22 protein-coding genes are annotated in these 24,713 nt (G+C 64.5%); 12 read left to right on the top strand and 10 right to left on the bottom strand.

Features of this window, described 5'->3' with window-relative positions:
• Nucleotides 1-90 precede the first annotated feature (90 nt).
• From EB230_RS04620 to tauA, 4 genes are all read right to left on the bottom strand, one after another.
• Nucleotides 91-279 carry a hypothetical protein gene (locus EB230_RS04620; RefSeq protein ID WP_172371583.1) on the bottom strand — a complete coding sequence of 63 codons (189 nt, stop codon included), beginning with the start codon at nucleotides 277-279 and terminating at the stop codon, nucleotides 91-93.
• 28 nt (nucleotides 280-307) lie between these two features.
• Nucleotides 308-1,168, bottom strand: a complete 861-nt coding sequence (locus tag EB230_RS04625; protein WP_172371584.1) for an ABC transporter permease subunit — start codon at nucleotides 1,166-1,168, stop codon at nucleotides 308-310.
• On the bottom strand, nucleotides 1,165-1,938 hold the full coding sequence (locus EB230_RS04630) for a taurine ABC transporter ATP-binding protein (protein ID WP_172371585.1): 774 nt from the start codon (nucleotides 1,936-1,938) through the stop codon (nucleotides 1,165-1,167). Before EB230_RS04630 ends, EB230_RS04625 begins: the two co-directional genes overlap by 4 nt.
• A gap of 152 nt (nucleotides 1,939-2,090) precedes the next feature.
• Nucleotides 2,091-3,104 carry a taurine ABC transporter substrate-binding protein gene (gene tauA, locus EB230_RS04635; protein ID WP_172371586.1) on the bottom strand — a complete coding sequence of 338 codons (1,014 nt, stop codon included), beginning with the start codon at nucleotides 3,102-3,104 and terminating at the stop codon, nucleotides 2,091-2,093.
• A 904-nt stretch (nucleotides 3,105-4,008) separates the two neighbouring features.
• Between tauA and EB230_RS04640 the strand changes: the two genes are divergently transcribed.
• The 8 genes from EB230_RS04640 (at nucleotide 4,009) to EB230_RS04675 (ending at nucleotide 13,446) form a co-directional block, all read left to right on the top strand.
• The gene (locus EB230_RS04640) at nucleotides 4,009-4,485 is read left to right on the top strand and encodes an Rrf2 family transcriptional regulator (protein ID WP_172371587.1); all 477 of its coding nucleotides are present in this window, start codon (nucleotides 4,009-4,011) and stop codon (nucleotides 4,483-4,485) included.
• Between the two features lie 25 nt (nucleotides 4,486-4,510).
• Nucleotides 4,511-5,854, top strand: coding sequence for an FAD/NAD(P)-binding protein (locus EB230_RS04645; protein WP_172371588.1), 1,344 nt, complete (start codon nucleotides 4,511-4,513; stop codon nucleotides 5,852-5,854).
• A 191-nt stretch (nucleotides 5,855-6,045) separates the two neighbouring features.
• Nucleotides 6,046-7,485: a pyridoxal-phosphate dependent enzyme gene (locus EB230_RS04650; protein ID WP_172371590.1), complete on the top strand. Its 1,440-nt coding sequence runs from the start codon at nucleotides 6,046-6,048 to the stop codon at nucleotides 7,483-7,485.
• The gene (locus tag EB230_RS04655) at nucleotides 7,482-8,663 is read left to right on the top strand and encodes a PLP-dependent aspartate aminotransferase family protein (RefSeq protein WP_172371592.1); all 1,182 of its coding nucleotides are present in this window, start codon (nucleotides 7,482-7,484) and stop codon (nucleotides 8,661-8,663) included. The genes EB230_RS04650 and EB230_RS04655 overlap by 4 nt, the downstream gene beginning before the upstream one ends.
• A gap of 215 nt (nucleotides 8,664-8,878) precedes the next feature.
• Nucleotides 8,879-9,847: a GlxA family transcriptional regulator gene (locus tag EB230_RS04660; protein WP_056574201.1), complete on the top strand. Its 969-nt coding sequence runs from the start codon at nucleotides 8,879-8,881 to the stop codon at nucleotides 9,845-9,847.
• Nucleotides 9,848-10,174: 327 nt separating this feature from the next.
• Nucleotides 10,175-11,479 (top strand): Xaa-Pro peptidase family protein, encoded by a 1,305-nt coding sequence (locus EB230_RS04665; RefSeq protein ID WP_172371594.1) that lies wholly within the window; start codon nucleotides 10,175-10,177, stop codon nucleotides 11,477-11,479.
• Between the two features lie 316 nt (nucleotides 11,480-11,795).
• Nucleotides 11,796-12,476 (top strand): isochorismatase family protein, encoded by a 681-nt coding sequence (locus tag EB230_RS04670; RefSeq protein WP_056576352.1) that lies wholly within the window; start codon nucleotides 11,796-11,798, stop codon nucleotides 12,474-12,476.
• Nucleotides 12,477-12,495: 19 nt separating this feature from the next.
• A complete protein-coding gene (locus EB230_RS04675) occupies nucleotides 12,496-13,446 on the top strand; it encodes an alpha/beta hydrolase (protein WP_172371596.1) in 951 nt (316 codons plus the stop codon).
• Nucleotides 13,447-13,449: 3 nt separating this feature from the next.
• On the opposite strand, the gene dnaQ is transcribed toward EB230_RS04675, so the two are convergent.
• From dnaQ to EB230_RS04700, 5 genes are all read right to left on the bottom strand, one after another.
• Nucleotides 13,450-14,178: a DNA polymerase III subunit epsilon gene (gene dnaQ, locus EB230_RS04680; protein ID WP_172371598.1), complete on the bottom strand. Its 729-nt coding sequence runs from the start codon at nucleotides 14,176-14,178 to the stop codon at nucleotides 13,450-13,452.
• Between the two features lie 218 nt (nucleotides 14,179-14,396).
• Nucleotides 14,397-14,984 carry a dephospho-CoA kinase gene (coaE, locus tag EB230_RS04685; RefSeq protein WP_172371600.1) on the bottom strand — a complete coding sequence of 196 codons (588 nt, stop codon included), beginning with the start codon at nucleotides 14,982-14,984 and terminating at the stop codon, nucleotides 14,397-14,399.
• Nucleotides 14,981-15,823 carry a shikimate dehydrogenase gene (locus tag EB230_RS04690; RefSeq protein WP_056574221.1) on the bottom strand — a complete coding sequence of 281 codons (843 nt, stop codon included), beginning with the start codon at nucleotides 15,821-15,823 and terminating at the stop codon, nucleotides 14,981-14,983. Before EB230_RS04690 ends, coaE begins: the two co-directional genes overlap by 4 nt.
• Nucleotides 15,816-16,415 (bottom strand): Maf-like protein, encoded by a 600-nt coding sequence (locus EB230_RS04695; RefSeq protein WP_056574224.1) that lies wholly within the window; start codon nucleotides 16,413-16,415, stop codon nucleotides 15,816-15,818. Before EB230_RS04695 ends, EB230_RS04690 begins: the two co-directional genes overlap by 8 nt.
• 143 nt (nucleotides 16,416-16,558) lie before the next feature.
• Nucleotides 16,559-17,380: a pyruvate, water dikinase regulatory protein gene (locus tag EB230_RS04700; RefSeq protein WP_056574226.1), complete on the bottom strand. Its 822-nt coding sequence runs from the start codon at nucleotides 17,378-17,380 to the stop codon at nucleotides 16,559-16,561.
• A 403-nt stretch (nucleotides 17,381-17,783) separates the two neighbouring features.
• Here EB230_RS04700 and hemE point away from each other — a divergent pair, with 403 nt between their 5' ends.
• From hemE to rho, 3 genes are all read left to right on the top strand, one after another.
• Nucleotides 17,784-18,815, top strand: coding sequence for a uroporphyrinogen decarboxylase (gene hemE / locus EB230_RS04705; RefSeq protein WP_172371602.1), 1,032 nt, complete (start codon nucleotides 17,784-17,786; stop codon nucleotides 18,813-18,815).
• Entirely contained in the window at nucleotides 18,815-19,351 is a 537-nt protein-coding gene (gene hemJ, locus EB230_RS04710; RefSeq protein WP_056574233.1) for a protoporphyrinogen oxidase HemJ, read from the top strand. Before hemE ends, hemJ begins: the two co-directional genes overlap by 1 nt.
• A 217-nt stretch (nucleotides 19,352-19,568) precedes the next feature.
• Nucleotides 19,569-20,834: a transcription termination factor Rho gene (gene rho / locus EB230_RS04715; RefSeq protein WP_081294988.1), complete on the top strand. Its 1,266-nt coding sequence runs from the start codon at nucleotides 19,569-19,571 to the stop codon at nucleotides 20,832-20,834.
• A 76-nt stretch (nucleotides 20,835-20,910) separates the two neighbouring features.
• On the opposite strand, the gene EB230_RS04720 is transcribed toward rho, so the two are convergent.
• Entirely contained in the window at nucleotides 20,911-22,929 is a 2,019-nt protein-coding gene (locus EB230_RS04720; protein WP_172371604.1) for a thioredoxin domain-containing protein, read from the bottom strand.
• A gap of 65 nt (nucleotides 22,930-22,994) precedes the next feature.
• Between EB230_RS04720 and mnmE the strand changes: the two genes are divergently transcribed.
• Nucleotides 22,995-24,326, top strand: a complete 1,332-nt coding sequence (mnmE, locus tag EB230_RS04725; protein WP_172374998.1) for a tRNA uridine-5-carboxymethylaminomethyl(34) synthesis GTPase MnmE — start codon at nucleotides 22,995-22,997, stop codon at nucleotides 24,324-24,326.
• Nucleotides 24,327-24,713: the final 387 nt, after the last annotated feature.

The raw sequence follows: 24,713 nt of genomic DNA on the forward strand, positions 1-24,713 counted from the left end.
ATTGCACACCTGGGTCTGCGCCGCCCCTCACCTGCCTGCCGGCATCCCCCGTAAACGGGGCGAGGGGCGCTCTGTCCATGGTCTCGCCAGTCACTGCGACCAGTACTGCCAGGCCCAGTAGAAGCTCTCGTCGCGCGGCGGCAGCCGGTCGCGTCCGGCCTGGAACGGGACTGGCGCCGGCGATGGCGGGTTGTCCTCCTTCGTCGCCTTGTCGTCGGAGGCAAGGCCCAGCAGCCAGGTGCCGAAATGGGCGAGCAGCACGGCGGTGGAATGGGTCATGGTCATTCTCTCCTGCACTTGCGGTTGGTCACTCCCGTCCCGCCCACGGGACGAGCGCGCGCTCGATCCTGCGGATGGTGAATTCGAGTACGAAGGCGATGACCGCGATCACCAGAATGCCCATGATCACCACGTCGGTGACCAGGAACTGGGCCGCGGACTGGATCATGAAGCCAAGTCCCCGCGTCGCCGCGACCAGTTCGGCGGCGACCAGCGTCGACCAGCCGGCGCCGAGCGCGATGCGCAGGCCGGTCAGGATCGAGGGCAGCGCGCTGGGCAGGATCACGTGGCGGACCACCTGGCGCTTTGTGGCGCCAAGCGAACGCGCCGCGTTGACGCGCTCCTGCGAGACGCCGCGAACGCCCGACGCCGTTGACAATGCCACCGGCGCCAGCATGGCGATGGCGATCACCAGGATCTTCGACGGCTCGCCTATGCCGAACCAGATGATGACCAGCGGCAAATAGGCGAGCGGCGGGATCGGCCGCAGGAATTCCAGCAGCGGATCGAAGATGCCGCGGCCGACAGTGCTGATGCCGATGGCGAGACCCACCGGCACGCCGACGAGGATGGCCGCGACGAGTGCCGCAAACACGCGGCCGAGGCTGGCGACGACATGCTGCAGCAGCGTCGCGTCGACGAAGCCATCCCGGATGACGACGATGAATTTGTTCCAGACGGCGACGGGCGAGGGCAGGAACACCGGCGACACCAGTTGCAGGCGGGCCGACAGCGCCCACGCCGCCAGCACCACCAGTATGGTGACCGCGCTGATCATGCGGGCCGAAACGCCCTTGCGTTTCGGGCTTGGCCGCGACCACGGCACCGACAGGCCGTCGGCCTCTTCGGTCCTCGAGCCGGGTCGTTCGGTGTAGGAGGAGATGGTCATGCCGCCTCTCCCTCGAAGATGGCGTCGGTCAGTTCACCGCGCGCCGCGGCGAAGCCGGGATCGGCCTTGATCGCGCGGATGGCCTCGCCCGAGGCGTAGCGCCTGGAGAAGCCCGGTTCGAAGGTGCGCACCACGCGGCCGGGGCCGGGCGCCAGCACGACGATGCGGGTGGCGAGCACCAGCGCCTCCTCGATGCCATGGGTGACCATGAGCACGCCGGCACGGCTTGCCGTCCAGAGGTCGAGCAGCGTCGTCTGCATGCGCTCGCGCGTCAGCGCATCGAGCGCGCCGAGCGGCTCGTCGAGCAGCAGGAATTGCGGTTCGGCGGCGAGCGCGCGGGCAAGGCCGACACGCTGGCGCATGCCGCCGGACAGCTCCCAGATGCGCTTGTCGCCGGCATCGGTGAGTTTGACCAGCGCCAGAAGCTCGTCGGCGCGGCGCGCCCGCTCGTCGGGCCCGACACCGCGCAGGCGCAGCGCGAAGGCAACGTTCTCGCGCGCCGTCAGCCAGGGAAACAGCGCGTCGTTCTGGAACACCACGGCGCGATCCGAACCAGGTGCCGTGATCGGCTGGCCGTTTATCGTGGCCGTGCCGCGCGCCGGCGCGACCAGGCCGGCGGCGACGTTGAGCAGCGAGGTCTTGCCGCAGCCGGACCGGCCGACAAGGACGACGAAATCATCCTTGGCGATGTCGATCGACACCCGTTCGACGGCGGGTGCCGGCTGGCCCTCGTAGTGGATCGAGATCTTGTCGAGCACGAGATGCGGCATGGGGCCTCTCTAAGGAAATCCGACTGCCCCGGAACGGCTCCTCGTCAGCAGGTCCGGAGCAGGCAGCACGCGGCGTCAGGGAAGGAGCGCGCGAGCCATTTGAGCGCCGCCGCATTGCCGCCAGGGTATGCGGGGACGCTTCAGCACTGGGCTCAGTTCGAGGCCAGCGCCTCGGTGACGTATTTCGATGTCACGTATTTCGAATAGTCCGGCAGCACGGCGTCGACCTTGCCCTGTTCCTTGAGGAAGGCGGAGGCCGCCGCGACCGCCTTGACCGTGCCGCCGCCGAGGAACTTGTCGGAGGCCTGCTCCTCGAGCGTCGGGAAGACGTAGCCCTTCAGCAATTCGGGCACCTCTTCCAGCTTGGCGCCGGTGAGCTTGGCGATCTTTCCGGCCTGCGGCGAAGACACCGACCAGGCGTCGGGCTTGGCGAGATACTCGGCATAGGCGGCGCCCGTCACCTTGACGAAGTCGCGCACCGCTTCCGGGTTCTTCTCGGCAAAATCGGTACGCACGATCCAGGCGTCGAAGGTCGGCGCACCCCAGGCGGCGACCTGCGAGGAATCCAGCACGACCTTGCCTGTCGTCTTGATCTGGCCGAGTGCCGGATCCCAGACATAGGCGGCATCGATGTCGCCGCGCGCGAAGGCGGCGGCGATTTCCGGCGGCCTGAGATTGAGGATCTGGACCGACTTCGGATCGACATTCTCATGCTTGAGCGCGGCAAGCAGGCTGTAATGCGTCGTCGAGACGAAGGGCACGGCGACCTTCTTGCCGGCGAGGTCGGCGACCTTCTCGATGCCGGCGCCGTTGCGGGCGACAAGCGCCTCGGACGGCCCGATCAGGCCGACGACGAAGATCGTCTGGATCGGCAGTTCGCGGCTGGCCGCCGCCGCCAGCGGGCTCGAACCGACATAGCCGATGTCGACCGAGCCGGAAGCGACCGCGGCGATGACATCGGCACCGGAATCGAACTTGCGCCAGTCGATCGTGGCCTTGGTGGCCTTTTCATAAGCGCCATCGGCCTGCGGCACTTTGGAGGGTTCGACCACCGTCTGGTAGCCGATGGTGATCTTCAGGTCGTCGGCCAGGGCCGGGCTGAGGAAGGCGGCGCCGGCAAGGGCGGCCGACGACAGAAGGAGAATGCGTCGCGAAATGGTGGACATCAAAAGGCTCCATGAAAACAGAGAAAACCGGATTGCCCCATTATAGTCCGCTAATTCTATCGGCCTTGTAGAGTTAAATTGTTTCAACGAAGGCGGGGTTGTTGGAAAAAAGCTGTCGGTTGCGGAATGCTAGAGCGCATAGGTCGGCTGTGGCCGCTCGCTGCTTCGATGACAGACCGCTGTAGGAGCAGGAATGGCGCTCCGCGAACCTTCCAACCTTCGTCATTTATGGCGGAGCAAGGAGCGACGCGACGCGGCGCAGACCCTAGGATCCATGCCGCGACATGTAAGCGTCGCCACGGTTCAGAACTCTGCACCGCTGCACTCTTCGATCAACGTCACGGAATGGATCCTCGGGTCTCCGCGACGCCGCTTCGCGGCTGCTCCGCCCGTGGATGACGAAGTTGTAGAGGCTCCGGCACTCGACTGCTTGTCTGTGCCGTTCACGCACGAATGATAAATTCTTACCCAGGCCAGCACCACGCAAATCCATGCCTCGAACGGCTACGGAATTGACAAGCCGTTCCGCGTGTTCGAGGGTAAGTATAGTATCCTTATCGACATGAGGGAATTGGAGGCGACGATGAGCGGGCACCCCACCACCATGATCGCTCGCGGCATTCGGCTGTCGACATCGTGTGAGTCGGCGCGCGACACGGCTGTCTCGCCGGGAGCCATCCTGTCGCTTTGGGCGGTCGATGTGCATTTCTGTGCCCTTAATTGCACAAAAGCCTGACAAATGGCCTGAACGGCTTGAAAACAAAGCAAAATCAACAGTTCTCGGCTTGTATATCATGTCACTAGAATTTATGTGTCATGGATGCTTGGGCGCGGCGGGGAGGCACGCCAGGCGTTTCGCAACGGATGGCTTCAAGCCATCGCATGACAGAGAAACGTTCGGTTTATGCTCACCAAAAAAGGCAAGTACGGCCTCAAGGCGCTTGTACACCTCGCGCGGATGCCGGCCGGGCAGCTCGCTTTCGTCAACGACATCGCGACCGGCAACAACATCCCGAAGAAGTTTCTTGACGCCATCCTGGGCGAGCTGCGCAATGCCGGTTTCGTCCAGAGCCGCAAGGGCAAGGATGGCGGTTACCGTCTGGCTCGGCCCGCCGACGAGATCAAGGTCGGCCACGTCGTGCGCGTCCTTGACGGGCCGCTGGCCCCAATTCCCTGCGCCAGCCGCACACAATATCAGCGCTGCGAAGACTGCAACGAGGCGACATGCCAAGTCCGACATCTGATGCTGGAGGTCCGGCAGGCGATCGCCGAGGTGCTCGACCAGCGCAGCCTCGCCGAAATGCGCGATATCGGCCTCGACGAGCTTCCAGCCGCGAGGGAGATCCACGATCTTCCGATCGCGGTGAAGGTCCAGGCCTGACGCATCGCATACCGCGGGAACGCGCATGAGCGGGCGCGCCAATTCGATCATCATTGTCGGCGGCGGCGCCTCGGGCGTCGTGCTTGCCGCGCATCTCCTGAAATCGCCCAATCCGGATCTGCGTGTCACGCTGATCGAAAAGCGCCCGCATTTCGGCCAGGGCATCGCCTATTCGACGCTGCTGTCGGCGCACGTGCTGAATGTCAGCGCCGCCGGCATGAGCGCCTATGCCGACGACCCCGGCAATTTCTGGCGCTGGCTGCAGGCGCGCGGCCTTGTGAGCCAGGAGCAGACGCCACAGACACCATTCTACGCACCGCGCAGCATCTATGCCCGCTATCTCGGCGAGCTGCTCGACGAACTCGAAGCGCGCGAACAGCCGACCGGGCGGCTGCGCCTGATCCACGAGGAGAGCCTGTCGATCACGCCGACCCCATCCGGCGTCGAGGTGGCGCTCGCCAATGGCACCAGCGTCGTCGCCCATCTGGCCATACTCGCCACCGGCCATGACGAACAGCCGGCGCAAGGCCATGCGATCCGCATGGGCTCGGAAGCCGATACAGCGCTCGATCCGCACAGCCCCGTGATGGTGCTGGGCACCGGCCTCAGCATGGTGGACGCGTTCCTGGCGCTGGAACAGCGCGGCCACACCGGCAAGATCATCGCGGTTTCCCGGCGCGGCCTGCTGCCGTCGCCGCATCGCAAGGGCAATCCGATCAAGCTCGACGTCGCCGACATCCCGCTCGGCACCCAGCTTTCCTATTTCGTCGGCTGGTTCCGCGACCTGATCCGCGAGAACCAGAAGGCCGGCATCGACTGGCGCGACGTGGTCGACGGCCTGCGCCCCTTCAACCAGAAGATCTGGCAGAACTGGCCGGCTTCCGCCAAGCGCCGCTTCGTCGAGCACACCAAGGCCTGGTGGGACATCCACCGCCATCGCATGGCGCCGGAAGTCTACGCCAAGGTGACCGAGGCCGTGCAATCCGGCCGCATCCGGCTTGTCGCCGGCCGCGTCGTCGGCATCGTGCCGGGGGAGACTTTCACCGTCGACGTCCAGTCGCGCCACAGCCAGCTTGTCGAGACTTTCGAGGTTGCTCGTATCTATGATTGCTCGGGCATCGTGCGTGACATTTCGACCTCGTCGAACAGCGTGGTGCGCTCGCTGGTCGACCGGGGGCTCGCGCGGCCGGACCCGATGCGCATCGGCCTCGACGTGTCGCCCAATTGCGAGATCATCGCCAGCGACGGCACGGTCTCGCGAAAGATCCTCGCCGTCGGCCCGCTGACGCGCGGCACCTTCTTCGAGATCGACGCCATCCCGGATATTCGCGTGCAGTGTGCAAGGCTGAGCAAGCAGTTGCTGGGGTGAATCGTTGGTGGGTTGCGCTCTGCGGCGCCCCTCTGGCCTGCCCCACCGACCGTGGCACAAACTGGAATTTCATTCCCCGTCTGGCCGGTTGATTGGCATGATCTATCTTCTTTCCGGCGACAAACGGCTGGAAAAGAGGCTACGCTGCCGCTCTGCCCCCCTAGGCGGTCGCTTGATCATGGAGCATCGAAATGAGCGAGCACAGGCAAGCCGCGTCGGACAATGCCGCCTCGGACAGCGCAACATCCCGGCTGCGCCCTCCCTATGCCTCGGTTCTCGACCTGATCGGCCAGACGCCGGTGGTCGAGCTGACCAAGTTCGACACCGGCAAATGCCGGCTGTTCATCAAGCTCGAAAGCCAGAATCCCGGCGGCTCGATCAAGGACCGCATCGCGCTGTCGATGATCGCCGCCGCCGAAAAGCAAGGCAAGCTCAGGCCGGGCGGCACCATCGTCGAGGCAACCGCGGGCAATACCGGCCTCGGCCTTGCCCAGGTCGGCATCCCCAAGGGCTACCGCATCGTGCTGGTCGTGCCCGACAAGATGTCGCGCGAAAAGATCCAGCATCTGCGCGCGCTGGGTGCGGAGGTGCGCATGACGCGCTCCGATGTCGGCAAGGGCCACCCCGAATATTACCAGGACATGGCCGAGAAAATCGCGGCGGAGGTGCCGGGCGCCTTCTACGCCAACCAGTTCGCCAATCCGGCCAACCCGCTGGCACATGAGACGACCACCGGCCCGGAGATCTTTTCGCAGCTCGACGGCAATGTCGACGCGGTTGTCGTCGGCGTCGGCTCGGGCGGCACGCTGACCGGGCTTGGCCGATATTTTGCCCAGGTGTCGCCGAAGACCGAAATGGTGCTGGCCGATCCGGTCGGCTCGGTGCTGGCGCCCTTGATCAAGACCGGCAAGATGGAAGAGGCCGGCAGCTGGACGGTGGAAGGCATAGGCGAGGATTTCGTGCCGCCCAATGCCGATTTGTCGCTGGTCAGGAAGGCCTATTCCATCACGGACAAGCAGAGCATGCTGGCGGTACGCGATCTCCTGTCGCGCGAAGGCATCCTGGCCGGTTCCTCCTCGGGCACGCTGTTGTCGGCCGCGCTGCGCTATTGCCGCGAACAGACGGTGCCGAAGCGCGTCGTCACCTTCGTCTGCGACAGCGGCAACAAATACCTGTCCAAGGTGTTCGACGATTTCTGGCTGGCCGAGCAGGGCCTGGCCGAGCACGAGCAGCATGGCGACCTGCGCGACCTCGTCATGCGCTCGCACCGCACAGGCGACACCGTCTATGTCGGCCCGGACGAAAGCCTGCTCAACGCCTATGGCCGCATGCGCCGCTCGGATGTGTCGCAGCTGCCGGTGCTCGACAATGGCAAGCTCGTCGGCATCGTCGACGAGAGCGACATATTGGCCAAGGTCGACGGCCCCTATGACGGCCGCTGGGAGCGGTTCAACGGCCCCGTGCGCACGGCCATGACCTCCAATCTGCACACGCTGCAGGCCAGCCAGACGCTGGATGCGCTGCTGCCGGTGTTCGACCGCAACGAGGTCGCCATCATCTTCGAAGGCGACGAGTTCGTCGGCCTGATAACCCGCATCGACCTGATCAACCATCTGAGGCGCGCCCGATGACCAAACACACCCCGCCAGCCGGCAAGAACCGCCTGGCCTTTTCGACGCGCACCATCCATGGCGGCCAGAGCCACGACCCGCTGACCGGCGCGGTGATGGTGCCGATCTACGCCACCTCGACCTACGGCCAGCAGTCACCCGGCGTGCACAAGGGTTTCGAATACGCGCGCAGCCAGAACCCCACCCGCTTTGCCTTCGAGCGCGCCGTGGCCGACCTCGAAAGCGGCACCGCCGCCTTCGCCTTCGCTTCAGGCCTGGCGGCGATCTCGACGGTGCTCGAACTGCTCGATAGCGGGGCCCATATCGTCGCCACCGACGACATCTATGGCGGCTCGTTCCGGCTGATGGAGCGGGTGCGCAAACGCTCGGCCAACCTGCAGGTCTCGTTCGTCGATTTCACAGACCTGGCGGCGGTCGAGGCCGCGATCCGGCCCGAAACGAAACTGCTGTGGGTCGAGACGCCGACCAACCCGCTGCTGCGCATCGTCGATCTCGAAGGCGTCGCGGCTCTCGCCAAACGCAAGGGCCTCCTGTCGGTCGCCGACAACACCTTCTGCAGCCCCTATATCCAGCGGCCGCTGGAGCTCGGCATCGATATCGTCGTCCATTCGACGACCAAATATCTCAACGGCCATTCCGACATGGTCGGCGGCGTGGCGGTTGTCGGCGACAACAAGGATCTCGCCGCCCAGCTGAAATTCCTGCAGAACGCCATCGGCGCCATATCGGGCCCGTTCGACAGTTTTCTCGCCTTGCGTGGCCTGAAGACGCTGGCGCTCAGGATGGAGCGGCATTCCGACAACGGGCTGAAGATCGCGCAGTGGCTGGAAGCCCGCAAGGATGTGCGCCGGGTGATCTATCCCGGCCTCGCCAGCCATCCGCAGCACGCCATCGCCGTCCAGCAGATGCACGCCTTCGGCGGCATGATATCAGCCGTGCTCGACCGCGACCTGGCCGGCACCAAACGCTTCCTCGAACGCACGCAGCTGTTCACGCTCGCCGAAAGCCTTGGCGGCGTGGAAAGCCTGATCGAGCACCCCGCGCTGATGACGCATGGCTCCATTCCCACCGAGAAGCGCGAGGAGATCGGCATATCGGATTCACTGGTAAGGCTGTCGGCGGGGATCGAGGATGGCGATGATCTGATCGCCGATCTGGAGCAGGCGCTGGGGGGCTAGACCTATCGAGAGCCAAGGTCAGCGCCGCCCCTCATTGCCCTGCCGGGCATTTCTCCCCGTATAGTGACGGGGAGAAAGAGGCTGGCCGCAACGCCGTGCGATTGGCGAAACCATCGATGACAGCAGGCAGGTGAGGGGCGGCGCCAACGCTTCATGATATCGATCAGCCGCCGCCCGGTTGACCTCTCGCGTCATTCGCCCGAGATGTAGCGCCCATGGCGACGCGCGAACCCCAAAGGCCCACCGAGACTCTGACCTTCGCGGTGCTTGTATTCCCCGGCTTTCCGATGATGGCGTTCAGCTCCGTCATCGAGCCGTTGCGCGCCGCCAACATATTGGCGAAGCGGGAGTGCTACCGCTGGATCATAGTCGGCGGCACGAAAGGTGCGGTCGAGGCCTCGAACGGCGTCGTCATCCAGCCCGGTTTCTACGCCGAGGATGCGCCCAAGGTCGACCGCATAGTCGTATGCTCCGGGGGTGACGCCGATCATCTCGTCGCCGAAGACGCCGCCAACTGGATACGCCGCAGCCTGCGCAATGGCGCCCATATCGGCGCGGTGGCGGATGCGGCGTTCTTCCTGGCTCGGGCCGGCCTGCTCGACGGCCACGCCTGTACATTGCACTGGACCAGCCAGGCCGCCTTCACCGAGGCCTTCCCCAACATCGAGCTCAAGCGCGACCTCTACGTCATCGACCGCAAGCGCTTCACCTCGGCCGGCGGCGTCGGCAGCCTCGACATGATGCTGGAGATCATCACAAGGGATTACGGTGCCGAGCTTGCCGCCGGCGTCGCCGAATGGTTCGTGCACAGCCAGCTGCGCTCCAGCGTCGACCGCAAGCTGATGCCGCTGCGCCTGCGCACCGGCGTCCAGAACGAGCTGGTGCTGTCGGCGATCGCGATCATGGAGGATGCGGTGGAGGAGCGGCTCGGAATGGCCGAGCTCACCGCACGGCTCGGCGTGTCCTCCGACAAGCTCGAACGCTCCTTTCGCTCCGAACTCGCCATCTCGCCCAACGGCTATTACCGGCGCCTGCGGCTGAAACGCGCTGCCGACCTGCTGGCGCATTCGACGCTCGCGGTGCGCGACGTAGCGCTGGCCTGCGGCTTCGCTTCGATGTCGAGTTTTGCCCGGGCTTTCCGGGAAGAGCATGGACATCCGCCGAAACTCGCGAGGCGGCATTAGGGGCTATCTTCGTCATCCTAGGGCGGAGCGCCGCGAAGCGGCGTGGAGACCCTAGGATCCATGCCGCGACATCGGCCAAAATATGCAGCGGTCCAAGTGTCGTCCCCCGCGAGAATGCCTGGTTCTGAACCGCTTTAATGTAGCACAGACGCCCCGGCATGGATCCTCGGGTCTTCGCCGCGTCGCTTCGCTCCTTGCTCCGCCCGTGGATGACGAAGGCAGGCGTCAGCGGCATCCGGCACAACACACGCGGTTTTCCGCACAATCCTTCGGCCCCGCCTGCGCCATGCTCCCGGCCTAGCAAATCCACCCAAGGCCAGGCACCCCATGAGCATCGTCGTATTCGAACCAGACAGCACCGAGGACGTCGACTTCAAGGATCGCATGCGTCACCCGGCGGCGGCCGATCCGGCCGGCGGCATGTGGCTGTCCGATACGGAGCCATCCTTCATCGATGCCGACGCCTTGCGCAAAGGCCGGCTGGCTAAATTGCGCGGCTGGATGCGCGAGGCGGGCTATGGCGGCGTCGTGCTGTTCGACCCGTACAACCAGCGCTATGCCACCGGCTCGCGCAACATGTTCGGCTATTTCCTGCGCAACTCGACCCGCTATTTCTTCATCCCCACCGAAGGGCCGATCGTGCTTTTCGAATATCCGCAGAGCTACCATGTCTCGATGGTGCTCGACACGATCGACGAGGCGCGGCCTTCCAAGCTGGTCTGGTCGTCGGTCTCGGGCCGCGACGACGAAACCGCCGGACCCTTCGCCGACGAGATCGCCGAGCTTTTGAAGAAGCATGGCGGCGGCTCGATGAAGCTCGGGCTCGACCGCTGCAGCCATCTGCAGGCGCTGGCGCTGGAAAAGCGTGGCTGCGAGGTGCGGGATTGCCAGGGCGAGATCCTGGCCGTGCGCGCGGTGAAGACGCCGGAGGAGGTGAAATGCCTGCAGGTGTCGATGGCCGGCGCCGAGGCCGCGGTCTATGCGGTGCGCGAGGCCATCAGGCCCGGCGTCTCCGAAAACGACCTGTTCGCCATCATGTATGGCGAGGTCATCCGCCAGGGCGGCGAGTTCATCGAGACGCGGCTGCTGACGTCCGGCCAACGCACCAATCCCTGGTTCAACGAGGCCAGCGGGCGAAAAATCCGGCCGGGCGAGCTGCTGGCGCTCGATACCGACACGATCGGCTGCTACGGCTATTATTCCGATTTCTCGCGCACCTTCCGCTGCGGACCCGGCAAGCCGACGCCCTACCAGAAGTCGCTCTACCGCATGGCGCACGACCAGGTTCAGCACAATATCTCGATCGTCAAACCCGGCATGGCGTTCCGCGAGATCGCCGAGAAGGCGTGGAAAATCCCCGACCGCTTCGTCGACCAGCGCTACACTTCGGTCATGCACGGCGTCGGCATGCATGGCGAGACGCCGTTCATCGCGCATGCCATGGATTACGAGACCTATGGCCGCGACGGCCATATCGTGCCAGGCATGGTGGTGAGCGTGGAAAGCTATATTGGCGAGAAGGGCGGCCGCGAGGGCGTCAAGCTGGAGGACGAGATCCTGATCACCGACACCGGGACGGAGCTTCTGTCGCGCTTCCCCTATGAGGATGAGTTTCTGGAGAAGCAGGTCTGATGGGGGGTCTCCGTCCGTTGGCAATCAGCGCGAATACCCATCCCTTCGTCATCCCAGGGCGGAGCAAGGAGCGCAGCGACGCGGCGCAGACCCTGGGATTCATGCCGGGACTCCAACGCGTCGCCACGGTCCTGAATTCTTCTCCGCTGCGCCCGTCAGAAAGGTCACGGCATGGATCCTCGGGTCACCGCGACGGCGCTTCGCTCCTGCTCCGCCCGTGGATGACGAAGGTGGGGAGGCGACGGCCAATCACCACCGGTTGCGCCAGCTCACTGAAAGGAGCGGCGGCGGCCACACGAAGCCAAGGCGCCTCCGCATGAAAAGCCCCATCGCCATCAAGCGCGGCACCGTGGCCGCGGTCTTCATCGACCTGCAGGAGGAGCACCGGCAGGACCCGCGCTATCTGGTCGAGGGCTTCGCCGGCATCCTGGCCAATGTCCGGCGCCTGCAGGAAGCGGCGCGCGCCAACCACGTGCCGCTCCAGCATTGGGCCTATATCGTCGATCTCGACAAGCAGGACCGGCCCTTTCATCCCGTCGGCGCCGACGGCAAGTCGGCTTTCTCCGACAAGAGCGATCCGCTGACCGAAATCTGCCATGAGGTGGCGCCCGCCGATGGCGAGGCGCTGCTGATCAAGGCCGAGGCCAGCGCCTTTCGCACCGGTTCGGCCGCCGATAGACTCAAGGCGTCCGGTATCGAATGGCTGGTCATCGCCGGTGTGTGGACCGAGGCCTGTATCGACGCATCCGTAAAGGATGCGGTTGCGAAAGGTTTTCGCGTGCTGCTGGTCAAGGATGCCTGCGGCAGCGGCAGTGCGGCCATGCACCAGACCGGCATCCTCAACCTTGCCAACCGGCTTTATGGCGGCGCGGTCACCGACACGGACGGCGCCTGCCGGCTGCTGGCCGGCGAGGTGGTCTCCGCCTGGCAGGTCGAGGGCTCGGTGCCGCTGCGCTTCAGTTTCGACAACGCAGCCGCCCTCTACGCCGATCTGTGAACAGGTTGAGCAGACCGACATGACCGGCCGCGGCAAATATGAAACACGGCTCGATCCGGCGCTTTGGGCCTATATCGACAGCGTCAACGCCTGGTATCCGCCCGAGATCACCGGCCTGCCGATCGACAGGCAGCGCGCGGTCTATGACAGGATGTGCCGGGCCTTCCATCAAGGGCGCCCGGCAGGGGTCAAGGTCAGCGATGGCCTGGTCGCCGCGCCGGGCCACGGCATTCCGATCCGCCACTACCAGCCCGCCGGCAGCCCCGCGCGCGCCATGGTGCTCTATTTCCATGGCGGCGGCTTCATCCTTGGCGGGCTCGACAGCCATGACGACATCTGCGCCGAACTCTGCGCCGGCACCGGCTTCGACGTGCTGTCGGTCGACTACCGGCTGGCGCCCGAACATGTCCATCCCGCCGCCTTCGACGATGCGATGACCGCTTTCGCATGGGCAGCGGCCGCCACCGATCTGCCGATCGTGCTGTGCGGCGAGAGCGCCGGCGGCAATCTGGCCGCCGCGGTGGCGCACGCAACGCGCCGACACGCCCGGACCGCGATCGGCCAGGTTCTGATCTATCCCGGCCTTGGCGGCGACGAGAGCAAGGGTTCCTACGTCGAGCATGCCGAGGCGCCGCTGCTGTCCGTCGGCGACATCGCCTTCTACCGCGACGTCCGCTCGGCCAGGCGGCAAGCGCCTGACGATCCCACCTTCTCGCCGCTGCGCGACAGCGATTTTTCAGGCCTGCCGCCGACGGTGATCATCACGGCCGAATGCGACCCGCTGTCATCCGATGGCGAGACCTATCGCGACCGCATCCTGGCCGCCGGCGGCAAGGCATGGTGGCATGAGGAGAAGCGCCTGGTTCACAGTTTCCTGCGCGCCCGCACCACGGTGCCCGCGGCCGCCGAGGCACTCGCGCGCATCATCGCGGCGGTTGGCGCGCTGGGCCGGAGCGAATGGCCGTACTGAAGCCTAGGACGACGTCGCGATATTCGCTTCGGGTGACGTCGCTTTCAGCCAGAGCGCCTTTTCGCCGAGCGTGGCGACCATGGCGGCGTGAGCGGCGCGATCGGCCTCGGTGAAGCGCGACGGCAATGGGGCCGGGCGTTGGGCGACGATGATTTCGATATGCCGGACATTTTCGCTGCCCCGCGCCGGCGCGGTCGAACTGTCGAGGATGAGGGCCGCCTGCTTGCCGCCGATCAGCTCGATATAGACCTCGGCCAGCAATTCGGAATCGAGAAGCGCGCCGTGCTTTGTGCGCTTCGTGTTGTCGATGCCGTAGCGCCGGCAGAGCGCGTCGAGCGAATTGGGACCCATCGGGTGCTTGCGGCGCGCCAGCGCCAGCGTATCGACGACGCGGCCGGGATCGACGACGGGATGACCGAGCCGGCCGAATTCGACATTGAGGAAGCCGATGTCGAAAGTGGCGTTGTGGGCGACCAGCTTGGCGCCGTCGGTAAAGGTCAGCCATTCCTCGGCGATTTCGGCAAAGGTCGGCTTGCCCGCGAGGTCGGCCGCGCTGATGCCGTGCACCGCTTGCGCTTCCTCATGGATCGCCCGGCCCTGCGGGTTGATGTAGTGGTGGAAGGTCCTGCCGGTCGGAAAACGGTTGACCAGTTCGACGCCGCCCAGCTCGATCACGCGGTCGTCGCGCGAATCAAGTCCGGTGGTTTCCGTGTCGAAGATGATCTCGCGCATCGAATCAGTCGCTCCAAAGGAGCAGAATCACGAGACCGGAACAAAATGGCAATGCCTCTTTTCCCTTCTCCCCTTGTGGGAGAAGGTGGATCGGCGCGTTAGCGCCGAGACGGATGAGGGGTGTTCCAGCGGAGTGAGGCGTTGGCGTCCCCTGGAGCACCCCTCATCCGTCGCCTTCGGCGACACCTTCTCCCACAGGGGGAGAAGGGAAGGAAGCGTCAGCGACACCCGATCAATTCCGCAATGATCGCATCGACCGCCGCCCGCGCTGCATCCAGCCCCTGGCCGGTGTCGATGATGAAATCCGCCAGCCGGCGCTTCTCCTCATCCGGCACCTGCTTGGCCAGTATGGCCGCCAGTTTCTCTTCCGTCATGCCCGGCCGCGCCAGCACGCGCTGGCGCTGCACTTCGGCGGTCGCGGTGACGACGACGACCTTGTCGACGCGGCCACGGCCGCCGGTTTCGAACAGCAGAGGAATGTCGAGCACGGCAATCGATTCGCCGGCGTTACGATGCTTGGCCAGGAACGCGTCGGCATCGGCGCGGACCAGCGGGTGGATGATGGCTTCCAGTTGCTTCAGCGCGGCGGCATCGCCAAGGACGCGCGCGCCAAGTTTTGCGCGATCGACCACGCCGCCACTCGTGGTGCCGGGAAAGGCGGCCTCCACCAAAGGCGCCGCCGCGCCCGAATAGAGCCGATGCACCGTCTCGTCGGAATCGTGGACCGGCACGCCGGCCTCGGCGAACATCTTCGCCGTCGTCGACTTGCCCATGCCGATCGAGCCGGTCAGGCCGAGCACGATCATGGTTTCGGCACCAGATCGGCGACAATGAGCGCGCGCAGCTCGGCCGTGACCTGCGGCCTGACGCCGAACCAGTGTTCGAAGCCGGGCACGGCCTGGTTGAGCAGCATGCCGAGACCGTCGACCGTTTTCAGCCCCCTGGCGCGCGACGCGGCAAGCAGCGGCGTCTCCAGCGGCACATAGACGAGGTCGGTGACGACGGCATGGTCCGGCAGCAAGGCCGGATCGGCGGAGAGGCCTTCATTGCCGACCATGCCGAGCGCGGTGGTGTTGACCAGCAGGCCGGCGTCGGCCAGCAATTCGTCGGTCGCCGCCGTGCCGTGCGCCGAAACGCCGGCGCCGAAACGGTTGCTCAGTTCCTGTGCCCGGGCCAGCGTGCGGTTGACGATGCGGATATCGGCGACGCCACGCTGCTTCAGCGCCTGGATGACGGCGCGCGACGCGCCGCCGGCGCCAAGCACGACCGCGGGTCCGGTGTTCGCCCAGCCCGGCGCGTAATCATCGAGGTTGGCGGCAAAGCCGTGGCCATCGGTGTTGCCGCCCCACAGGACGCCGTCCTCGAACCACAGCGTGTTGACGGCGCCGATCTCCTCGGCCGCCTGGTCGCGGCGGTGGACGAGGGCGAAGGCGGCTTCCTTGTGCGGGATGGTGACATTGCCGCCGCGAAACCCGTTTGCCTGCAATGTCGCGATGAATTCGGCAAAATCCCGCGGCGCCACGTCGATGGCCTCGTAGCTGCCATTGATGCCGTGCTTGGCCAGCCAGTGGCCGTGAATCTTCGGCGAGCGCGAATGCTTGATCGGATGGCCGGTGACGAAGGCCCTTTTCGTTGCCTCAGCCATCGATGGCTCCCAGTGTGCGCAGTTCCGCCAGCAGCGGCAAAAGCGGCAGGCCGACAATGGTGAAGTGGTCGCCCTCGATCTTCTCGAAAAGCTGGATGCCTTCACCTTCGATCTGATAGGCGCCGACACTGGACAGCGCCCTGGCGCGGACGCGGGCGAGGTGGCGGCCGATAAAGCCGGGGTCGAGCTTGCGCATGGTCATGGAGGCGATACCGACATGGCGCCACAGCACCTTGCCGTCACGGACCAGCACCGCGGCGCTGTTGAGCTGATGCGTCCTGCCCGATAGCGCCAGGAGATGGCGGCGCGCACCCTCCATGTCGGCCGGCTTGTGGAACACTTCATCGCCGAGCGACAAGGTCTGGTCGCAGCCAAGCACCAGCGCGCCGGGCCAGCGCTCGCTGACCTCGGTGGCCTTCGCCTCGGCCAGCACCAGGGCGACATCCTCGGGCGAAACCCCGCTGTCCTGCAACGGCGCTTCGAGCGCGCGCTCATCGACATCGGCGGGCACCGCCTCTATGTCGAGCCCGGCATTGACGAGCATCGCCTTGCGGAACGGACTGCCGGAGGCGAGGATGATTTTTTCGGTCATGGTTTGTGCCTGGATATTTGTGGTTGGGATGCTGGCTGAGTGGCGTGCATTCGACCGCCGCACCCCTTGGCCACCGTCACGGCATGGCGTGACCTTCGAGCTTCGCGACGGTGGATGCAAACAAACCCGCAGCCCGGCCCCAATTATCTGTTCTTCCCTCTCAGGGCAACGATCGCCGCGGCCGTTTCCTCGATCGAGCGGCGGCTGACATCGATCATCGGCCAGCCATGGCGGGTACAGATCTGTCGGGCATAGGCGAGCTCCTCGTTGATCGCCGCGCGGTCGACATAGTCGGTCGGCACGTAGGAGCTGCTGTTGCCGAGGATACGGTTCTGGCGGACATGCGAGATGCGCTCCGCGGTGGCGATCAGCCCGACGATCAGCGGTGTCTTGGCGGCGACCAGGCTTTCGGGCACCGGCACGCCAAGCACGATCGGTATGTTGGCGGTCTTGATGCCGCGATTGGCGAGATAGATGCTGGTCGGCGTCTTGGAGGTGCGCGAGATGCCGATCAGCACGACATCGGCATCATCCATGTTGAGCGGCAACTGGCCGTCATCATGGTCCATGGTGAAGTTGAGAGCGTCGATGCGGCGGAAATATTCGGCATCGAGGACGTGCTGGGCGCCGACGCGCCGGCCGGCAGGCGTGCCGAGATAGGACTGGAAGACGGTGAGCACCGGCTCCAGCACGGAGACACAGGGCAGGCCCATGGTGGCGCAGCGCTCGTCGATGCCGCGCGCCAGCTTCTGGTCGACGACCGTATAGAGGATGATGCCCGGCTCCTCCTCTATGTCCTCGAACACCTTGGCCACCTGCTTTTCGGTGCGGATGAGCGGGTAGATGTGCTCGATGGCGCGCGCATCCTTGTATTGCGCGGAGGCCGCCCGCCCGGCGGCGAGCAGCGTTTCGCCGGTCGCATCGGAAATCAGATGCAGGTGAAAGAAGCTCTGGGGTTTGTTCACAGGGATCACCTGGGGCTGTGGGCGGATGTGGATAAGGTCGAATGGAAAGGCAGGGTCGTGGGGGGCGACTGTATCAGATGCCGGTTTGTCCACAATTCGATCCTCTGTCAGCTTCGCCGAGCGGCTGGGGACAAATCTGGGGACGGGCGCTTTTGCCTTCCGACCATCCACAGGGCCGGTTTTTTGCGGGATGTTCCAAGGCTTTGACTCCAATGATAGATTCCGGACTGTCCCCAGAACGGTGCAGCCGGGAGAGAGAAGCGCGCGACAATATGCTTGCTGGCTTTTTGCCTGACGAAGCGGGACAGGTGACAACCACCACAACCAACAGACTCTTAGAATCAGAAGAATCTTAGATATAAGAATCTTTGATTATAGGAAGGCTGGGAGAGGCGAGCGTTCAATGCCCAAAAGCCGGATCATGCTGGACGTCCTGAAGGGCGAGGCAGTGTTTCCGCCTCCGCTCTGGATGATGCGTCAGGCCGGGCGCTATCTGCCTGAGTATCGTGAAACACGCAGGCGCGCCGGTTCGTTCCTTGATCTCTGCTACGATCCCGATCTCGCCGTCGAAGTGACGCTGCAGCCGATCGAGCGCTTCGGCTTCGATGCCTCGATCCTGTTCTCGGACATCCTTGTCGTTCCGCATGCGCTTGGCCGCGACGTGCGCTTCGAAGAAGGGCGAGGACCGCTTTTGACGCCGATCTCGGTTGCCGAGATCATGGCTCTGGAAAGCGATGTGTTTCACGTGAATCTCGAACCGGTCTATGAGACGGTTCGCCGGTTGCGGGCAAAGCTGCCTGAAGAAACCACCCTGATCGGCTTCTGCGGCGCGCCGTGGACGGTGGCGACCTACATGATTGCCGGCCATGGAACCCCCGACCAGGCGCCGGCGCGGCTGTTCGCCTATCGTGAGCCGGCGGCGTTTCAACAGCTCCTGAAGGTGCTGGCGGATCATTCGGCGGCCTATCTGATCCGCCAGATCGAGGCCGGTGCCGACGTCGTGCAGATTTTCGATTCCTGGTCGGGCGTGCTCGACGACGCGTCGTTCGACCAGTTTTGCGTCTGGCCGGTGGCCGAGATCGTCAGGCAGGTTCGGGCGGTCCATCCCGATGTCCCGATCATCGGTTTTCCCAAGGGTGCCGGCGCCCGCTACCGGACCTATCGCCAGAAGACCGGCGTGACGGGGCTGGGGATCGACTGGACGGTACCGCTGGCGGCGGCGAAGGATCTGCAGCGCTCGGGGGCCGTTCAGGGCAATCTCGATCCCTTGCGGCTCGTGGCTGGCGGCAAGGCGCTGTCCGATGGCGTCGAGACCATCCTGAAAGCGCTGAGTGACGGACCGCTGATCTTCAATCTAGGCCACGGCATCACGCCGGAGACACCGATCGCGCATGTCGAGGCAATGGTGAAACAGGTGAGGAGCGCGGTACGCTGATGGCCGAGATGAACAACACCAACAGCACCGGCCAGGCGATGATACGCATGGTCATCGGCATCGGCGTCCTGATTGTGCTGACGGCGCTTCTGTTTTTGGTCGCACCCGAAGGCTTCTACCCCTGGGCAAAGGCGATCCATATCCTCGCCGTCATCTCCTGGATGGCCGGCATGCTCTATCTGCCGCGGCTGTTCGTCTATCACGTCGATGCCGAGAAAGGTTCAGTGCAGTCGGAGACCTTCAAGGTGATGGAGCGGCGCCTGCTGCGCGGCATCATCAATCCGGCGATGATCGTTACCTGGGTGTTCGGGCTGTGGCTTGCCTGGAAAGTCTTTGGCTTCCAGGGCGGCTGGCTGCACGCCAAGATCGGCCTGGTGCTTCTGTTGTCCGGTGTCCATGGCTATCTGGCGGGCGCGGCGCGGAAATTCGCTGAGGATCGCAATGAAAAGTCCGCGAAGCACTGGCGGATGATCAACGAAATCCCCACATTGCTGATGATCGCAATCGTGATCCTGGTAGTCGTCAAGCCGTTCTGACGCAGGCCGCGCGAAAGCGGTCGCGGTTTTAGGTTACGACATGCCGCGCTCCAGGCCTTTTTCGGCCCGCAAAACGCGGCTTGCTCTTTCATCCGACCGACGATAAAAGACGGGTCTTCCTTCCCGTCATGCGCCGCCCCCTCATTGTTTTCGGCCGCGCCCGGCATTTGTCGCATCCCGCCGATATTTTTTCCCAAAGCTCACCCAGAGTCCGTCTATGCAAGAAATGAAGCTTACCGAATTCAAGAACAAGAAACCGCCGGAGCTGATCGCTTACGCCGAATCGCTCGAGGTCGAGAATGCCAGCGTCATGCGCAAGCAGGAGCTGATGTTCGCGATCCTGAAGAAACTGGCCGCCCAGGACGTCGAGATCATCGGCGACGGCGTGGTCGAAGTGCTTCAGGACGGTTTCGGCTTCCTGCGCTCGGCCAACGCCAACTATCTGCCGGGTCCCGACGACATCTATATTTCGCCGTCGCAAATCCGTCGCTTTTCCTTGAAGACCGGCGATACGGTCGAAGGGCCGATCCGCAGCCCGAAAGAGGGCGAGCGCTATTTCGCGCTGCTCAAGGTCAACACCATCAATTTCGACGATCCCGAAAAGATCCGTCACAAGATCCACTTCGACAATCTGACGCCGCTCTATCCGACCTCGCGGCTGAAGATGGAGATGGAGGTTCCGACCTCCAAGGACATCTCGCCGCGCGTCATCGACCTGGTGGCGCCGCTCGGCAAGGGCCAGCGCGCCCTGATCGTCGCGCAGCCGCGCACCGGCAAGACGGTGCTGCTGCAGAACATCGCCCACTCGATCACCACCAATCACCCCGAATGCTATCTGATCGTGCTTTTGATCGATGAGCGACCGGAAGAAGTGACCGACATGCAGCGTTCGGTGAAGGGCGAGGTCGTGTCCTCGACCTTCGACGAGCCGGCGGTGCGCCACGTCCAGGTCGCCGAAATGGTGATCGAAAAGGCCAAGCGCCTGGTCGAACATGGCCGCGACGTCGTCATCCTGCTCGATTCCATCACCCGTCTCGGCCGCGCCTACAACACCGTGGTGCCGTCATCCGGCAAGGTGCTGACCGGCGGTGTCGACGCCAACGCGCTGCAGCGCCCGAAGCGCTTCTTCGGTGCGGCGCGTAACATCGAGGAAGGCGGCTCGCTGACCATCATCGCCACGGCGCTGATCGATACCGGCAGCCGCATGGACGAAGTCATCTTCGAAGAGTTCAAGGGCACCGGCAATTCGGAAATCGTGCTCGACCGCAAGGTCGCCGACAAGCGCATCTATCCGGCCATGGACATATTGAAGTCCGGCACCCGCAAGGAGGACCTGCTGGTTCCACGCTCCGACCTGCAGAAGATCTTCGTGCTGCGCCGCATCCTGGCGCCGATGGGAACCACCGACGCGATCGAGTTCCTCATCGACAAGTTGAAGCAGACCAAGACCAACGCCGATTTCTTCGATTCGATGAACACGTAAAGCGCTTACTCTCCCCCCTTGTGGGGAGGGTCGATCCGCGCAGCGGAGGCAGGGTACCAGCGCCGGGGCCGGCGGTTCACTTTCGCCGCAACAACCGCTCCAGTTCCTCGGCATCCGTCACCGCCGGCAGGCAGACCTGGCCGGTGCAAAGCCAGGCGCCCGGCCTGTTGGTCGGCGGGAAGATGCCGCCGGGCAGCAGCGGTCGATTCGCTTCCGAACCAATCGTCGTAATGATGTCGACGCGGCGTGGGTCAGGGCATCGATTCGCTACCGGAACGAGCTTCGGATCTTCCAGCCTGTCCACGATGACCAGTTTCAGAGGCTCGATTGCAAGCGAACAGGCATTGACGATGCCCGCCTGGCCGTAAGCCTGATGCGCGGCACGGCCGGCCGCGTGCTCGGCGACCTGCCAGGCCTTTTCGTGCAGGTCGAGATCGCCAGTGACCGAGGCTAGCCGGACCAGCGCTTCGATGATCTGGCTGGTGGCTGACGAAATGGCCTCGTCGACATCGCCCCTGATGCGGATCGGCACGTCGGTGCTGTCCGAAGCGGTCAGGTAGTACCCCGTCCCCGTGGCGTCGGCGTGCCAGCGGTCGAGTTGTTCGACGAACCCGCTGGCCTGATCGACATAATCCCAATCGCCTGACGCCTCGAACAGCGAGATCGCGGCGTTGGCCATGGCGGCATAGTCGCTCGACAGAGCGGGGAAGAGCTTTCTCGGGCCGAGCATGGAATGCGGCAGGCGCTTGTCGTGGCTGGCCGCGACGATATGGGCAAAGGCCTTTGCCGCCACTTCGATCCAGTCGGGCCGGTTCAGCGAGCGGCCGGCCCCGGCGAGCGCGGCTATCATCTGGCCGTTCCAGTCGGTGAGGGTCTTTGCATCCAGGCCCGGCCTGACTCGCTCCTCCCGGGCGGCGAGAAGCCGCGCCTTGAGCGGGATCAATCGTTCCCGGTCGGCCACGCCCCGGGCTTGCTGGGCGCGGGTTTGGTGGACAATCGGCTTGCCTTCCCAGCCATGCGGGCTAGAGAGCGTGAAGTAATTGAAAAACAAAGAAGAATCGTCGCCGAGGACGGCTTCCACTTCCTCTCGGCTCCAGGTGTAGAAAAGACCTTCCTCACCATCACTGTCGGCGTCGAGGCTGGCGGCGAAAGCCCCGCCGTCAACGCGCATCTCGCGCATAAGCCACCCGACGGTCTCTTCGATTCGTATCCGGAACAAATCACTGCCGCTCGCGGCATAGGCCCAGTTGCAGAAGCGAATGAGCTCCGCATTGTCGTAGAGCATCTTCTCGAAATGCGGCACCAGCCATTCGGCATCGGTCGAGTAGCGGCTGAGCCCGCCGCCAATGTGATCATAAATGCCGCCGGCGAGCATCTGTTCGAGGCTGACGAGCACGTCGTCGCGATGCGTGGCGTTGCCATCGCGCAGCCAGGACAGCCATAGGGTGAGCATGAATGGCGCGTTGGGGAATTTCGGGGCGCCGCGCAGGCCGCCAAGGTCGCGATCGATCATGCCGTCGATGCGGCCGGCGAGGTCGCTCAGCGTGCCGCGGTCAAGGCTTTCCTTGGCGTGCGTGCCGGAGAGCCGCGCTTCGACATGGCTGGTCAGTCCATCGGCGCTCTGGTTCAGGCTGGCGCGCTTTTCCCGCCAGGCCTTGTCGACCGCTTCCATCACCTGGGTGAACCCAGGGCGGCCATAGCGCGACTCACGCGGGAAATAGGTGCCGCCCCAGAAGGGCTTGCCGTCAGGGGTCAGGAACATGGTCAGCGGCCAGCCGCCTTGTTCGCCCATCGAGGACAAGGCCGCCATATAGATCTGGTCGATGTCCGGGCGCTCCTCGCGGTCGACCTTGATATTGACGAACAGACGGTTCATGACGGCGGCGACCGCGTCATTCTCGAAGCTTTCATGGGCCATGACATGGCACCAGTGGCAAGCGGCATAGCCGACGGAAAGCAGGATCGGCTTGTCGAGGGCCTTGGCTTCCTCGAGCGAAGCCGGCGACCAGGCCCGCCAATGGACGGGATTGCCGCTGTGCTGCCGCAGATAGGGGCTGGCCTCGTCGGCAAGCAGGTTTTGCGCGGGCAATGTCACAATGGAACTCGGGCAACTCGGTTCAACGTGTCGCGAAAGCTAGGGCGGTTCAGCAGAGCGGGCAAATGATTTCAGGCGATTCCATTGTGGCGCTGTCCAGCGGCCGGCTTCCGGCTGGCGTTGCCGTGCTGCGCATTTCCGGTCCACAGACTCGATTCGTTGTCGAAACGATTGCCGGCGGTATGGTTAAAGCCCGCGCGGCGGTTCTGCGCAGGTTCAGGGCACCGGATGGATCCGTGCTGGACAGCGGGCTTGTCGTCTTTTTTCCGGGCCCGGCCAGCTTCACCGGAGAGGACGTGGCCGAATTCCACGTCCATGGCGGACGTGCCGTCGTGGCCAGAATGCTGGAGGCGATCGTCGCTTTTGACGGCGTCAGGCACGCGGAACCGGGCGAATTCACGCGGCGAGCCTTTCTCAACGGCAAGGTGGACCTGGTGGAGACCGAGGCGCTGGCGGATCTGGTCAATGCCGAGACCGAGGCGCAGCGCCGCTTTGCCATCCAGAATGCCGAGGGTGCTCAGAGCGAGCTTTATCTCGGCTGGCGTCGGCGGCTGATTCATGCGCGCGCCATGATCGAGGCCGAGATCGACTTCGCTGACGAGGACGATGTGCCTGGGTCCGTTTCGGATACGGTCTGGTCTGACGTGCGGGCGATGATCGCGGAAATCGATCGCCACGTCGCCGGATTTCGCACCGCCGAGATCATCCGCGACGGGTTCGAGGTGGTCATCCTCGGTGCGCCGAACGCCGGCAAGTCGAGTCTGTTCAACGCCTTGGCGCGGCGCGATGCAGCTATTGTAACGGATGAGCCGGGCACGACACGGGACCTGCTCGAGGTGCTGCTCGATCTCGACGGGATGCGCGTCAGGCTGACGGATACGGCCGGGCTGCGCGACGCTCCGGGCAAGGTTGAGGCGATCGGCATCGAGAAGGCGCGCGCCAAAGCCGATCGCGCTGATCTCTTGCTGCTGCTGGAGGATATTCAGTCTCTTGGGGATGTCGGCCCGTTGCCGGGTACCGCAGCTTTGCTGCGCGTTGGCACCAAGGTCGACCTGCTGGATGAGCAGGCGGCTCGGGAAGCGGCCGGCCGCTATGACGTTGTCATTTCAGCCGTAAAGGGGACTGGTGTGGAAGCGCTGCTTTCTGAGATCGGCCGGCGCGCGGCGGAAGCGGCCGGTGATATCGGCGATGTTCTGCCATCGCGCCTGCGCCATGTCGAACTGCTCGGCGAAGCCAATTGCCATCTGCTTCGCGCCACCGATAACGGCGCCGCGGGCCAGGAGCTGCGCGCCGAGGAACTGCGGCTGGCGGCGGATCGCCTGGGTCGGATCGTTGGCGCCATCGATGTCGAGGATATGCTCGATGTGATTTTCGGGCAGTTCTGTATCGGGAAATGACTCACGTGAAACAATGAGTTGGGTCGGAGACTGGCTCGGGTGCTCGGCGCTGATAGTTGAGCGGCGACATTAACAGGTTCGTCATCCTAGGGCGAAGCAAGGAGCGAAGCGACGCGGCGTAGACCTTAGGATCCATGCCGGGATTCCGACGCTCCGCAGCGGTGCAGGATTTGTTCCGCTGCACCCTGCATCCAAGGTCACGGATGGATCCTCGGGTCTCCGCGACGCCGCTGCGCGGCTGCTCCGCCCGTGGATGACGAAGTTGGGATCCCTCGCAATGCGTGGGCATGACTCACGTGAAACAGCTGCGACAGCTGTGACTCACGTGAAACATGGCGCTACGCTCACCCCCTCCTCACAAGGGGGAGGGTAGGTAATCCTTTGTTT

This window comes from Mesorhizobium sp. NZP2234, assembly GCF_013170765.1.
Taxonomy (GTDB): domain Bacteria; phylum Pseudomonadota; class Alphaproteobacteria; order Rhizobiales; family Rhizobiaceae; genus Mesorhizobium; species Mesorhizobium loti_D.

Excerpts from the sequence above, each read along its gene's own strand:
- EB230_RS04620 (WP_172371583.1), bottom strand. The coding sequence starts at position 279 with ATGACCCATTCCACCGCCGTGCTGCTCGCCCATTTCGGCACCTGGCTG.
- EB230_RS04625 (WP_172371584.1), bottom strand. The coding sequence starts at position 1,168 with ATGACCATCTCCTCCTACACCGAACGACCCGGCTCGAGGACCGAAGAG.
- EB230_RS04630 (WP_172371585.1), bottom strand. The coding sequence starts at position 1,938 with ATGCCGCATCTCGTGCTCGACAAGATCTCGATCCACTACGAGGGCCAG.
- tauA (WP_172371586.1), bottom strand. The coding sequence starts at position 3,104 with ATGTCCACCATTTCGCGACGCATTCTCCTTCTGTCGTCGGCCGCCCTT.
- EB230_RS04640 (WP_172371587.1), top strand. The coding sequence starts at position 4,009 with ATGCTCACCAAAAAAGGCAAGTACGGCCTCAAGGCGCTTGTACACCTC.
- EB230_RS04645 (WP_172371588.1), top strand. The coding sequence starts at position 4,511 with ATGAGCGGGCGCGCCAATTCGATCATCATTGTCGGCGGCGGCGCCTCG.
- EB230_RS04650 (WP_172371590.1), top strand. The coding sequence starts at position 6,046 with ATGAGCGAGCACAGGCAAGCCGCGTCGGACAATGCCGCCTCGGACAGC.
- EB230_RS04655 (WP_172371592.1), top strand. The coding sequence starts at position 7,482 with ATGACCAAACACACCCCGCCAGCCGGCAAGAACCGCCTGGCCTTTTCG.
- EB230_RS04660 (WP_056574201.1), top strand. The coding sequence starts at position 8,879 with ATGGCGACGCGCGAACCCCAAAGGCCCACCGAGACTCTGACCTTCGCG.
- EB230_RS04665 (WP_172371594.1), top strand. The coding sequence starts at position 10,175 with ATGAGCATCGTCGTATTCGAACCAGACAGCACCGAGGACGTCGACTTC.
- EB230_RS04670 (WP_056576352.1), top strand. The coding sequence starts at position 11,796 with ATGAAAAGCCCCATCGCCATCAAGCGCGGCACCGTGGCCGCGGTCTTC.
- EB230_RS04675 (WP_172371596.1), top strand. The coding sequence starts at position 12,496 with ATGACCGGCCGCGGCAAATATGAAACACGGCTCGATCCGGCGCTTTGG.
- dnaQ (WP_172371598.1), bottom strand. The coding sequence starts at position 14,178 with ATGCGCGAGATCATCTTCGACACGGAAACCACCGGACTTGATTCGCGC.
- coaE (WP_172371600.1), bottom strand. The coding sequence starts at position 14,984 with ATGATCGTGCTCGGCCTGACCGGCTCGATCGGCATGGGCAAGTCGACG.
- EB230_RS04690 (WP_056574221.1), bottom strand. The coding sequence starts at position 15,823 with ATGGCTGAGGCAACGAAAAGGGCCTTCGTCACCGGCCATCCGATCAAG.
- EB230_RS04695 (WP_056574224.1), bottom strand. The coding sequence starts at position 16,415 with ATGACCGAAAAAATCATCCTCGCCTCCGGCAGTCCGTTCCGCAAGGCG.
- hemE (WP_172371602.1), top strand. The coding sequence starts at position 17,784 with ATGCCCAAAAGCCGGATCATGCTGGACGTCCTGAAGGGCGAGGCAGTG.
- hemJ (WP_056574233.1), top strand. The coding sequence starts at position 18,815 with ATGGCCGAGATGAACAACACCAACAGCACCGGCCAGGCGATGATACGC.
- rho (WP_081294988.1), top strand. The coding sequence starts at position 19,569 with ATGCAAGAAATGAAGCTTACCGAATTCAAGAACAAGAAACCGCCGGAG.
- mnmE (WP_172374998.1), top strand. The coding sequence starts at position 22,995 with ATGATTTCAGGCGATTCCATTGTGGCGCTGTCCAGCGGCCGGCTTCCG.